Origin of the sequence: Sphingomonas sp. 66-10 (genome assembly GCF_001897045.1) — a bacterium.
Classification (GTDB): Bacteria; Pseudomonadota; Alphaproteobacteria; order Sphingomonadales; family Sphingomonadaceae; genus Sphingomonas; species Sphingomonas lycopersici.
This window is the reverse complement of the sequence record NZ_MKRR01000150.1, coordinates 75309-85738: the sequence shown is the minus strand read 5'-3', so window position 1 is coordinate 85738 and position 10430 is coordinate 75309. Positions and strand designations below refer to the sequence as shown.

The window sequence follows — 10430 nt, the reverse complement described above, 5'->3', positions numbered from 1 at the left end:
ACGCGGCCCCCGCCAGCATCACCAATGCGGTGGCGAAATCGCGGCTGCGCAGGATCTCGCCGCGCTGGGTGGCGTCCTTGCGGCGCTTCGCGGTTGGCGCCTCGGTCCGTTCGCCGAATTGCTCCGACATCAGCGGATCACCAACGCCTGGGTCGCGGCGAGCCCGTCGCGCACGATCACCTGCATATAGTCACCCATCGCCGGGAAGGCGATCGCGAGCGAGACGATCCCGACGCCGAGGCTCGCCGGCAGCCCGACCGCGAACAGATTGAGCGCCGGCGCCGCGCGTGAAAGCATCCCGACGATGAGGTTGAGGCACAACAGGAGGAAGCCGACCGGCAGCGCGAGCAGCAGCCCGGCGAGAAAGGCATAGCCCCCGAAAAAGGCGATATCGCGCATCTGCGTGGTGGTCAGCCAGGCGGCGCCGGGCGGCATCGCGGTGTAGCTTTTGAGGATCATGTCGACCAGCACGAGGTGCCCGTCGAGCGACAGGAACAACAGGGTCAGCATGATCGACAGGAATTGACCGATCGCGGGGGACGACCGCCCCGAATTGGGGTCGATCATATTGGCGAAGCCGATCCCCATCGATCCGCCGATGATCTCGCCCGCGACGAGCGGCGCGGCAAAGGCGATCTGCAGCACGAAGCCGAGCGCGAGCCCGACCATCGCCTCCGCCGCGACCGCGAGGAAGGTCGCGACCGCGAAGATCTGCGCCGGGGGCTGGATCGGGTGGCTCGCCAGCACCAGCACCCCGATCGCGCCGGAGAGCGCGACCCGGACCTGGAGCGGCACCGACATATTGCCGAACACCGGCGCGGTGATGAATGCGCTGCCGACGCGCACCATCACGAACAGGAGCGCCCATAATTGGGGCTCGATCGCAAGGCCGAAGCCGAGCATGCGTTATTTCACCAGATCCGGAATCCGATCGAAGATGCCGATCGTGAAATCGCTGAGCAGCCCGAGGATCAGCCCGCCGAACAGCATGATCGAGATCGCGACGACGATCAGCTTGGGGACGAACGACAAGGTCTGCTCGTTGATCGAGGTCGCCGCCTGGATCATGCCGAGGATGAGGCCCGAGACCAGCGCCGGGATCAGGATCGGCGCGGCGGCGAGCGCCAGCACCCACATCGTCTGGTTCGCGACGGTCAGGAAATAATCAGCGTCTGCCATGAAAATTCTCAGGTCGCGAAGGAGTTAGCGAGGCTGCCCATCGTCAGCGCCCAGCCGTCGACCAGCACGAACAACAGCAATTTGAACGGCAGCGAGATGATCGTCGGGGAGAGCATCATCATGCCGAGCGACATCAGCACCGTCGCCACCACCAGATCGATGACGATGAACGGCAGGAAGACGAGGAAGCCGATCTGGAACGCGGTCTTCAATTCGCTCGTCACGAACGCCGGGAGCAGCACCGAAAAGGGGATGTCGTCGGTCTTGGCGTAAGGCCCGGACTTGGCCATTTCGGCGAACATCGTCAGATCCTTGACCCGCGTCTGCTTGGCCATGAAGGCGTGGAGCGGCGTGCCGGCATGTTTGATCATCTCGGTCCCGGCGAGCTTGCCCGCGGCATAGGGCTGGATCGCCTCGGTGTTGATGCGGTTGACCACCGGCGCCATCACGAAGAAGGACAGGAACAGCGAAAGCCCGATAAGCACCTGATTCGGCGGTGTTTGCTGAAGGCCGAGCGCCTGACGCAGGATCGACAGCACGATGATGATCCGCGTGAAGCTGGTCATCATCAGCACGATCCCGGGGAGGATCGTCAGCAGCCCCATGATGATCAGGACCTGCAACGACAGCGAGAGCGAGCCGTTGCCCGGCTGGCTCGACGCCGCGCCGCTCGAAAGCTGGCCGAGCGCGCGATCGAGCGCGTCGCCGACCCCCGGGGTCGCCGGGGCGGCGGGCGCCGCCGGCGGGGCGACCTGCGCGAAGGCGGGCATCGCGATGATCAGCGCGACGACCAGCGCGGCAATCACAAGCGTGAACTTTGTGAACTTTGACCCGCCGTGCGCCGCGCGGCGCGCGTTCGGCTGGCGGAACAGCGCCGGGCCGTCACCGATACGCGTCACGCTCATGCGAGGTCACCGCGCGCGACGGCCTTGTCGACCAGCGTCACCCCGCCGCGCCCGACCGAGACGAGCAGCCGGCTGCCCTCGAAATCGACCACCGCGAGGCGGAGACCGGGGGAGATCATCATCGTTTCCTTGACTGCGATCAGCCGCGTCGGCGCCTTGCCGGGCATGCGGCTTTCGAGCCGCCGCCACAGCCACAGCGAGCCGATCATCAGCCCGCAGACCAGCGGCAGCAGGATCACCAGCTTGAGAACATAAGCCCACATCATCGCCGGATCAGCCGCGCTTCTCGGGGTTGGCGAGCTCGGTCATGCGGACGCCGAAGCGATCGCCCACCGTCACCACCTCGCCGCGGCCGATCAGCGTGCCGTTGACGAACACGTCGAGCAGTTCGTTGGCCTGCCGGTCCAATTCGATCACGCTCGATTCGCCGAGCGCGAGCAATTCGCGGAGCGTGAGCTGGGTCGAGCCGATCTCGACCGTCAGCTTCACGTCGACATCCTGCAGCAGCCGGAAATTGGCCGCCACCGCGCCCGCGGCGTCCGCGTCGGCCGCGAAAGAGCCGGTCATGTCGTTCATGCGTTATTTCCTTCGAGACTCGCGAGTTTGGTGAGGCGGATCGCGGCATGGCCGTTGGCGGTGCCGACGGTGCCGATGCCGAGCCGATCGTTGCCGACCATCACCGGCACGTCGTTGGTGAAATGGATCGGGATCACGTCGCCGGGCTTCAGATCCATCAATTTGGCGAGGCTGATCACCGGCTCGGCGAGCACCGAGCGCACCGGGAAGCGCACCTGCATCGCCGCGCGGGTCAGCGCCGCGCTCCATTGCGCATCCTGCTCGGCGGCCTTGGCGACGACCTTGCCGGTTAGCGCGGTGCCGTGCGGCTTCAATGCGGAGACGGGATAGACCAGGTCGATGAACACCGGGCGGGCATTGCCCTGCGCGATCCCGAAGCGGGTGACGATCATCGCGTCGTCCGCCTCGATATTGGTCAGCATCGCGGCATTATGCTCGCACCGCCCGACGGTGAAGCCGACCCGCGCGAGCGGTTCCCACGCGGTGGCGAGCGGCGCGGCGATCATCTCGCCGAGCCGGCCGACCATCGCCTCCGCCGCGGGCGAGAATTCGTGCGGCAGCTCGATCGGGACATAGCCGACCCCGCCGAAGAACAGATCGAGCAGTTCGAGCACGAATCGCCCGTCGAACACGCAGAGCGCGGTGCGCCCCTCCATCCCCAGCGGCAGCCAGGCGGTGAGCGTATCGGGGCGTTCGGCGCGATAATCGGCGAAGCGCTGCACCATCAGCGGCTCGGCCCAGGTCCTCAGCTCCTGCCGCAGAATCGGCTCGAACACCCCGCGCAGGCTGCGCGCGAGGCGCGCCGAGAGGTGTTGCAGCGTGTGCAGATCGCCGAACGGATTGAGCTTCGCCTGGCCGAGCCCGCTCGCATTGACGGGTTCGCCGCGGGCGGCCCCGCGGCGTCCGGCGTCGGATGGTGAAGCGGTGTTAACCATGCCCGCTCACTGAACAACGAAATTGGTAAAGTAGACGTTACTAATCCCGCCGAAGCCTTCCTTTTCCTTGAGCACCTTGTTGATCGAGGCGGCCAGCTTCTTGGCCAGCGCCTGCTTTCCGTCGGAGGTGAAGACCTGATCCTCGGTGGTGTCGCCCAGCGTCATCAGCACCGCGGAGCGCACCGCGATGTCGTTGGTCTTGAGGTTCTGGATCACCGTATCGTCATAGGGCGTCGAGACCGCGATCCCGATCTGGAGGAAGTGCACCGAATCCTGCAGATTCGCGGTGAACTCCTTCTCCATCGCGTAATAATTGGAGGCGAAGCGGTCGCCGCCCTCGCCCGGGGGAGTCGGCATGCCGTGATCCTCGGCCTTGGCCTCGCCCTCGCCGCCGCCGTGGCCGCCTTCCTTGCCGTCCTTGCTCGGGCGCTTCTGCTCGCTCTTGGGAACGAGGTGCGGGCCGGGGGCGACGGCGGCCTTGTGCCCGCCGATCAGCCCCGAGCCCGAGGCATAGAGACCGGCGCCGACCCCGCCGCCGATCAGCGCCACCGCGCCGACCGCCAACAGCGCGATCTTGCCGATCTTTCCCTTCTTCTTCGGCGTTTCCGCCTTGTCGTCCTTGTCACTCATATCATGTCCCTCGGGTATCAGGCGATACGTTCGTCGCTTGCCGCCTCATCGTCGGCGCTCGCCGCGCTGGCGGGCCGCATCGGTGCGGCGGCGGTTCGTTGTTGCTGTTGCTGCTGTGCCGCGGCGTGCCCGCCGGCATCGGTGGTGGCGCTGCCGGTCGAGGCGGAAAGCTTCAGCCCGCGCGCTTCGGCAAGATCGGCGAGCCGCGGCTGCGCGTCCGCGAGGATCTGCCGCGTCTCGGGCTGGTGCGCGGCGAGATGGACCGACACCGCGTCGCCGTCGCGCTTCAGCGACACGTCGATCGCGCCGAGCGCGGCGGGGATCAGCCGGATGCGGGTGTCGCTGGCATTGGCGGTGTCGCGCAGCGCCTCGATCCGCTGGATCATCGCCTGCGGCCAATTGTCCTGCTTCAGATCGAGCGCGGCGTGGCGAGCGTCGGCGGTCGCAGCGACCGCGTGGGCGGCATTATCGGTGCCGGCGGGGAGCACGAACGTCGCGGCCGGTTGCGGCGCGGCGGCGGTGCGCTCGTCGGCGGCGGCGCGGCGGATCGCCTCGGCGAACACCTGCGCGGCCGGGGCGATCGCGATCGGTTGCGGCGCGGGTTGCGACGCGGCGACGGCGGCCGTCTGGGGCGCGACGGGCGCCGTCGGCGCGGTCGTGCGCATTCCCTCGCTCGGTGCGGGTCCGGGCGCCGGTGTCGCGGGCGCTTGCGGCGTGGGCGTCGCATTGACCTGAACCGAATCGATCGGCCCGAGCGCCATGATGGGCGCTATTGACTGGACCGGCGCGACAAGCGGCGCGGCGAGTATTGCCGGTGCCGGAGCTGGCGTCGGCGGCGGCGCGGCAGCGGCGATCGGAGCCGGGCGCAACGCCGCGATCAGCCGATCGAGCGGCGCGGGTGCGGCGGCGAGCTCGAGCGCGGGAACGGGATCGCGCCGCGTGACCGGTGCGGCTGCGGGCGGTGCGGCCGGCTGCGCGGGCGCGTTGCCCGTCGCGGCCACGGTGCGCGCGCGATCCGCGGGCAAAGGCTGCGCCGCCGGCTGCTCCTGCGGAACCTCTACCGCGTTCGCCCTGAGCTTGTCGAAGGGCGGCCCCAGCTCGCGAATGGCAGGACGCCCTTCGACAAGCTCAGGGCGAACGGGGGTGGAGGAGGCGGGTTCTGCTGCGACCTCCGCTGGCGCAACGCCGGCCTCGCCGCCGCGCGATTGCTGCGCGGGAGCGGTTGGGATCGTCGGCGCTGGCGTCGCGGCAACCGGCGTCGTCGCAGGTGTCGCCACTGGATCGGGCACGGCGTCCGTCAACACCGGCGCGGCGACAGGCATCACTGTCGGCGGCGCCGCCGGGCTCGGCGCAGCCTCCGCGGCCTTCGCCACCACCGGCTCGGTCAGGATCGGCAGCGCAGGCGGCATCATCCACGCCAGCGCATCCGGCAAGCCGCTCTGATCGTCCGGCAAATCCTTGCCGGGGGCGGCATCCTCCTGCCGGGCGTCGCCGGTGTCGGACGGATCGGCGGGCTTGCCCTCGACCGGTGCGAGCAATGCAGGGAAAGACGCGGGCGCGCCCGTGGCGACGCCGGGCGGCGTCGCGGGGCTGCCCGTCTTGGTGAAGATCAGCGCCAGATTCGAAACTGCGGTCATGGCCCCTGTGTGTCCGTCGGTCTTTCCGACAGACCGATCAGCAAAGATCGTGCCGGATTTTCCCGGTCGGTCGCGTCGGCGGCGCATCGCGCAGCTTGCGGATTTCGCGCAGCGCCGCCTCGGCCTCGCCGCGCGCGATCAGTTTCTCGACTGCGCTCTGGTCGCGCTTGGCGCTGCGGGTCGCTTCGGCGGCGCGCTCGGCCTCATATTCGGCGGTGCGGACGCGGTTGGCGGCGGTCTCGGCCGAACGATGTAGCCGCTCGCGATAATGCGCGGCGGCGGCGAGCGAGAAGCCCGCGCCGCGTTCGGTCGCCGGGGCGACATCGGCGGCGAGCCGCGCGATCCGCGTCGAGAGCGCGCTTTCCTGCGCATGCGCATCGCGCGCGCGTGCCTCGGCGGCCTGCGCCAGCCCATATTGCAAGGTGCGGACGCGCAGCACGCGCGCGAGCTTGCGCGTGTCAGCCATCGCCGAACACCCCGGTCAGTTCGGTCACCGAATCCTCCAGCGTCACGCTCGACGCGGCATCCTGGCGGATGAATTCCATCACCGCCGGGTGGCAGGCGATCGCGGCATCGATCTCGGGGTCGGAGCCCGCGCGATAGGCGCCCATCAGCACCAGATCGCGATTCTCCTCATAGGTCGCGAGATGCCGGCGCAGCACCCGCGCGGCGTGGAGATGCGGCGGCGACGCGATGTCGGTCATCACGCGGCTGACCGATTTGGACACGTCGATCGCGGGATAGACCGCGCGTTCGGCGAGCGTGCGGCTCAGCACGATATGCCCGTCGAGGATCGAGCGTGCCGAATCGACCACCGGGTCGTTGCCGTCGTCGCCGTCGGCGAGCACGGTATAGATGGCGGTGATCGATCCGCCCGAGGTCACGTCGGTGCCGGCGCGTTCGATCAGGTTGGGCAGCATCGCGATCGCCGACGGCGGATAGCCGCGCGCCGAGGCGGGTTCGCCCAGCGCCAGCCCGATCTCGCGCCCGGCATGCGCGACGCGGGTCAGCGAATCCATGATCAGCAGCACGTCCTTGCCCTCGGCGCGGAACGCTTCGGCGATCGCGGTGGCGCGGAGCGCGCCGCGGATGCGCAGCACCGGCGAATGATTGGCCGGCACCGCGACGACCACGCTCTTGGCGCGCGCCTCGCCCGCGACCTTGGTCTCGAGGAAGTCGGCGACCTCGCGGCTGCGCTCGCCGATCAGCCCGATGACGATCACGTCGGCGCGCGCGGCGCGGACCATCATCCCGAGCAGCACCGATTTGCCGACCCCGGAGCCGGCCATGATGCCGATCCGCTGGCCCTTGCCGATCGTCAGCAGCCCGTTGATAGCGCGCACCCCGACATCGAGCGGCTGGAGCACGCGCCCGCGATCGAGTGGCGACTGGAGCTTGCCCGCGAGCGGCCACGCCCCCGCGCCGCGGATCGCGCCGAGCCCGTCGATCGGGCGCCCCGCGCCGTCGACCACGCGGCCGAGCAAGGCGGCGCCCACTTCGGCCTCGCCTGGGGGGCCGATCGGGCGCACCGGGGCGTGTGGCAGCAGCGCGGCCGGGCCGCCGAGGTTCATCAGCAGGGTGCGGCCGTTGCGGAAGCCGATCACCTCGGCCTCGACCCCGTCCGCCTTGCCGCCGACCTGGCAGACGGTGCCGACCGGCAGGTTGAGCCCGACGGCTTCCATCAGCAGCCCGTCGAACGAGGCGAGGCGGCCCGAAACCTTGGGGGTCGGGAGAAAATCCCCGACCAGGGCGTCGAGATAATCGGTTGCGAACCGGGTGAGCATGCAGGCGCCTCGCGTTTTAAATCTGAGCTACCCCGGCACCTTCCACCCCGGCGAAGGCCGGGGTCAGCATCGGACCGGTCGTGACTGGACCCCGGCCTTCGCCGCGGTGGATCGTATTTTGCGCACGATGCTCTAACCCGCCGGCACCGCGACCTTGTCGAGCGCGGCGGCGAGCTGGTCGAGCCACAGGTCCGGCCCGTCCTCGACGATCGTCGAGGCGGTTTCGAGCTCGAAGCTGCCGCGCGCGATCTGCGCATCGGCGACGGGGAACAGCGTCGCGGGCAGATGCCCGTCGAGCAGCGCCATATCGGCCGGGTTGACCCGCAGGATCGCGCTTTCGGACGCGTCGGCGATCAGATCGGTCGCGGCGGCGACGCGTGCGGCGAGCAGGCCGCCCGATACGCCGATCTCGCCGACCAGCCGGGTGACGAGATGCTCGACCGTCTGGCGCATATGCTTCGCCAGCCGGTCGCGATCGATTCGCGCATCGTCGCGCAACGCGTCGGCCAGCCCGGCGAGCAAAGCGCGGTCGCGCTCGGCGGTCGCGGCGGCTTCGGCGCGCGCCGCGGCGAGGCCGGCGGCATAGCCTTCGTCATGCCCCGCCTGACGCGCGACCTCGGCCGGATCGATGAACGGCGCCGGCTCGGCATTGGCGTCGAGCGGGTTCCAGCCCTCGGTCGGGTTGGTTTCGGGATCGGCCGGCGCATAGCTGCGCGGCTGGGGTTCGGCCTCGGTGTCGCGGCCGAACGCGCTCTTGATCCGCGCGATCAGATCGGCCGGTGCGAAGCCGGGCTCGCGATCGGCGAAGCTGCGGCTGAGGCGGATCGCCGCATCGCTGTGCCGCGCGGAAAGCCCGACGACGAAATCGTAAGATGCCGCCTCAGACATAATCGTCCTCGCCTCCGCCCATCTGGATCGTGCCGTCCTTGGCAAGGTTGCGCGCGATCTGGATGATCGCCTTCTGCGCCTCGAGCACTTCGGACAGCTTCATCGGGCCGCGCGCTTCCATCTCGTCGCGGATGCCGTCCGCGGCGCGCGCCGACATGCAGCCGAGGAAGCGGTTGCGCGCCGCCTCGTCGACGCCCTTCAGCGCGCGGGTCAGGATGTCGCCGTCGATGTTGCGGATCAGCGTGCCGAGATTCTTGTCGTCCATGTCGAGCAGGTTGTCGAAGACGAACATCGCCTCTTCGATCGCCTTGGCGGTTTCCTTGTCGAGCTTGAACAATTTGGGCATCACGCGCTGCTCGGTCGCCTTGCGCGCGCTCTGCAGGATCTTGGCCGCTTCGCGCGTCCCGCCCAATTGCACCTGGGTGCCCTGTCCGCCGCCGCCGCTGCGGTTGGCGAGCATCGCGCGCAAAGTTTCCACCGCTTCCGGGGTGATCGGGCCGAGCTTGGCGATACGGTGAAGGATCTCGGGCTGCGCCGCATCGGGCAGCAGTTCGAGCACCTGGCTCCCCACCGCCGGATCGAGATTGGCGATCAGCACCGCGGCGATCTGCGGATGTTCCTTCTCGATCATCGCCGCGATCTCGGTCGCGTCGAGCCAGTCGAGCAGGTCGATCTCGCACGCCGCCTCGGGCGGGGTGATCCGCGCGAGCACGCTATCGGCCTTTTCGGGGCCGAGCGCGCGATGCATCACCGCCTCGATCTTCGGACGCGGGTCGAAGCTGATTCCGGTGCGCTCGCGCGCGCGATCGACGAAATCGTCGAGCACGCCCTCCACCTCGGCCTCGCTGACGTCGGCGACGGTGAACATCGCCTTGCCGAGCTGGCGCACCTCATCGGGTTCGAGCTTCTGGAGGATCGCGGCGGCTTCTTCCTCGCCGACCAGCATCATCAGCACCGCGGCGCGCTCGACCCCGCTGAAGCTGCGCACGACGGCGTTGGCGGGCGCGTTCATTTCGCCTCGGCTCCCATCATATCGCGCACCGCAAGCGCCGCGCGCGCCGGATTGTCGCGGGTGAAGCCGCGCACCGCATGGACGCGCTGCTCATAGCCGCGCGCTTCTTCCAGATCCTCGATCCCGACCGGATCGGTGACGCGGATGCCGCCTTCGCTTTCGCCCTCGCCGCTGGCGCTGCCCATCGGCGCGCCGTCGGGCCCGGCAAGCGCGCCCTTCGCGCCGCTTTCGGCATCGGCGCGCTTCTTGAGCATCGCCTTGAGCAGCGGGCGGACCCCGAGCAACAGCACGAGCAGCGCGATGACGATCGCGGTCAGATTGCGCGCGAGCATCGGCAGCCAGCTGTTGTCATACCATTTCGGCCCGCTCGCCGCCGCCGAGGCATCGGCGAATTTCTTGCTGATGACGGTGACATTGTCTTGCCGCGCAGCATCGTAGCCGACTGCCGACTTCACCAGATCGGTGATCTGGTTGACCTCCATCGCGGTGCGGCGGCCCTTTTCGGGCTCGCGCAGCAGCACCGCGACCGACAGCCGCTTGATCCCCCCCGGCGCGGCGCGCGTCACCGACACTTCCTTGCCGAGATCGTAAGCGCGCTGGAACTGATCGGATTGCTTGTTGGCGTCGGGTGCCGGGCCGCCCGCGACCGGCGAGGCGCCGGGGGCCGGCTGACCGCTCGCGCCGACCGCAGGCTGCGGCTTCTGCAGCTGGCTCGCGGGGGGCGGGGTGTTGCTCAGCGCACCGGGGATGCCCCCCGGCGGCTGGCTGCCGGCGGGCGCCTGGTTGCCGGTCCAATTGCCCGCCTCGGCGCGCAACGTGCCCTGCTTGTCATAGGTTTCGCGGGTCGCCTGCATCTCGTCGAGATTGACGTCGGCCTGAACCTC

Annotated in this window: 14 protein-coding genes; all 14 read right to left on the bottom strand. The window is 69.2% G+C overall.

What is annotated here, in order from left to right:
* Positions 1-130, bottom strand: a 130-nt coding sequence (locus tag BGN95_RS23245) for an EscU/YscU/HrcU family type III secretion system export apparatus switch protein (protein ID WP_286774164.1), incomplete at its 3' end; no start/stop codon positions are given.
* Positions 130-903, bottom strand: coding sequence for a flagellar biosynthetic protein FliR (gene fliR / locus BGN95_RS23240; protein ID WP_286774152.1), 774 nt, complete (start codon positions 901-903; stop codon positions 130-132). The genes fliR and BGN95_RS23245, both read right to left, overlap by 1 nt.
* Before the next feature lie 3 nt (positions 904-906).
* Positions 907-1179: a flagellar biosynthesis protein FliQ gene (gene fliQ, locus BGN95_RS23235; RefSeq protein WP_265270548.1), complete on the bottom strand. Its 273-nt coding sequence runs from the start codon at positions 1177-1179 to the stop codon at positions 907-909.
* 8 nt (positions 1180-1187) lie between these two features.
* Complete coding sequence (fliP, locus tag BGN95_RS23230) at positions 1188-2084, bottom strand: flagellar type III secretion system pore protein FliP (protein WP_265270549.1); 897 nt, start codon at positions 2082-2084, stop codon at positions 1188-1190.
* Positions 2081-2350, bottom strand: coding sequence for a flagellar biosynthetic protein FliO (locus tag BGN95_RS23225; protein ID WP_265313433.1), 270 nt, complete (start codon positions 2348-2350; stop codon positions 2081-2083). The genes fliP and BGN95_RS23225 overlap by 4 nt, the downstream gene beginning before the upstream one ends.
* A gap of 7 nt (positions 2351-2357) precedes the next feature.
* A complete protein-coding gene (gene fliN / locus BGN95_RS23220; protein WP_179512802.1) occupies positions 2358-2660 on the bottom strand; it encodes a flagellar motor switch protein FliN in 303 nt (100 codons plus the stop codon).
* Complete coding sequence (locus BGN95_RS23215; RefSeq protein ID WP_179512801.1) at positions 2657-3595, bottom strand: flagellar motor switch protein FliM; 939 nt, start codon at positions 3593-3595, stop codon at positions 2657-2659. Before BGN95_RS23215 ends, fliN begins: the two co-directional genes overlap by 4 nt.
* Before the next feature lie 6 nt (positions 3596-3601).
* Complete coding sequence (locus BGN95_RS23210) at positions 3602-4225, bottom strand: flagellar basal body-associated FliL family protein (protein ID WP_265313434.1); 624 nt, start codon at positions 4223-4225, stop codon at positions 3602-3604.
* A 17-nt stretch (positions 4226-4242) separates the two neighbouring features.
* Entirely contained in the window at positions 4243-5862 is a 1620-nt protein-coding gene (locus tag BGN95_RS23205) for a flagellar hook-length control protein FliK (RefSeq protein WP_286774151.1), read from the bottom strand.
* 37 nt (positions 5863-5899) lie between these two features.
* Complete coding sequence (locus BGN95_RS23200; RefSeq protein WP_179512798.1) at positions 5900-6328, bottom strand: hypothetical protein; 429 nt, start codon at positions 6326-6328, stop codon at positions 5900-5902.
* Positions 6321-7646 carry a FliI/YscN family ATPase gene (locus BGN95_RS23195; protein ID WP_265313436.1) on the bottom strand — a complete coding sequence of 442 codons (1326 nt, stop codon included), beginning with the start codon at positions 7644-7646 and terminating at the stop codon, positions 6321-6323. Before BGN95_RS23195 ends, BGN95_RS23200 begins: the two co-directional genes overlap by 8 nt.
* Positions 7647-7778: 132 nt before the next feature.
* Positions 7779-8534, bottom strand: a complete 756-nt coding sequence (locus tag BGN95_RS23190) for a FliH/SctL family protein (RefSeq protein ID WP_286774150.1) — start codon at positions 8532-8534, stop codon at positions 7779-7781.
* Positions 8527-9546 (bottom strand): flagellar motor switch protein FliG, encoded by a 1020-nt coding sequence (fliG, locus tag BGN95_RS23185; RefSeq protein ID WP_179512795.1) that lies wholly within the window; start codon positions 9544-9546, stop codon positions 8527-8529. The genes BGN95_RS23190 and fliG overlap by 8 nt, the downstream gene beginning before the upstream one ends.
* Positions 9543-10430: flagellar M-ring protein FliF C-terminal domain-containing protein (locus tag BGN95_RS23180; protein WP_286774149.1), on the bottom strand; the 888-nt coding region annotated here is incomplete at its 5' end. The genes fliG and BGN95_RS23180, both read right to left, overlap by 4 nt.

What these genes read in the sequence shown, in the direction of transcription:
- fliR (WP_286774152.1), bottom strand. Translation starts at nt 903, where the DNA reads ATGCTCGGCTTCGGCCTTGCGATCGAGCCCCAATTATGGGCGCTCCTG.
- fliQ (WP_265270548.1), bottom strand. Translation starts at nt 1,179, where the DNA reads ATGGCAGACGCTGATTATTTCCTGACCGTCGCGAACCAGACGATGTGG.
- fliP (WP_265270549.1), bottom strand. Translation starts at nt 2,084, where the DNA reads ATGAGCGTGACGCGTATCGGTGACGGCCCGGCGCTGTTCCGCCAGCCG.
- BGN95_RS23225 (WP_265313433.1), bottom strand. Translation starts at nt 2,350, where the DNA reads ATGATGTGGGCTTATGTTCTCAAGCTGGTGATCCTGCTGCCGCTGGTC.
- fliN (WP_179512802.1), bottom strand. Translation starts at nt 2,660, where the DNA reads ATGAACGACATGACCGGCTCTTTCGCGGCCGACGCGGACGCCGCGGGC.
- BGN95_RS23215 (WP_179512801.1), bottom strand. Translation starts at nt 3,595, where the DNA reads ATGGTTAACACCGCTTCACCATCCGACGCCGGACGCCGCGGGGCCGCC.
- BGN95_RS23210 (WP_265313434.1), bottom strand. Translation starts at nt 4,225, where the DNA reads ATGAGTGACAAGGACGACAAGGCGGAAACGCCGAAGAAGAAGGGAAAG.
- BGN95_RS23205 (WP_286774151.1), bottom strand. Translation starts at nt 5,862, where the DNA reads ATGACCGCAGTTTCGAATCTGGCGCTGATCTTCACCAAGACGGGCAGC.
- BGN95_RS23200 (WP_179512798.1), bottom strand. Translation starts at nt 6,328, where the DNA reads ATGGCTGACACGCGCAAGCTCGCGCGCGTGCTGCGCGTCCGCACCTTG.
- BGN95_RS23195 (WP_265313436.1), bottom strand. Translation starts at nt 7,646, where the DNA reads ATGCTCACCCGGTTCGCAACCGATTATCTCGACGCCCTGGTCGGGGAT.
- BGN95_RS23190 (WP_286774150.1), bottom strand. Translation starts at nt 8,534, where the DNA reads ATGTCTGAGGCGGCATCTTACGATTTCGTCGTCGGGCTTTCCGCGCGG.
- fliG (WP_179512795.1), bottom strand. Translation starts at nt 9,546, where the DNA reads ATGAACGCGCCCGCCAACGCCGTCGTGCGCAGCTTCAGCGGGGTCGAG.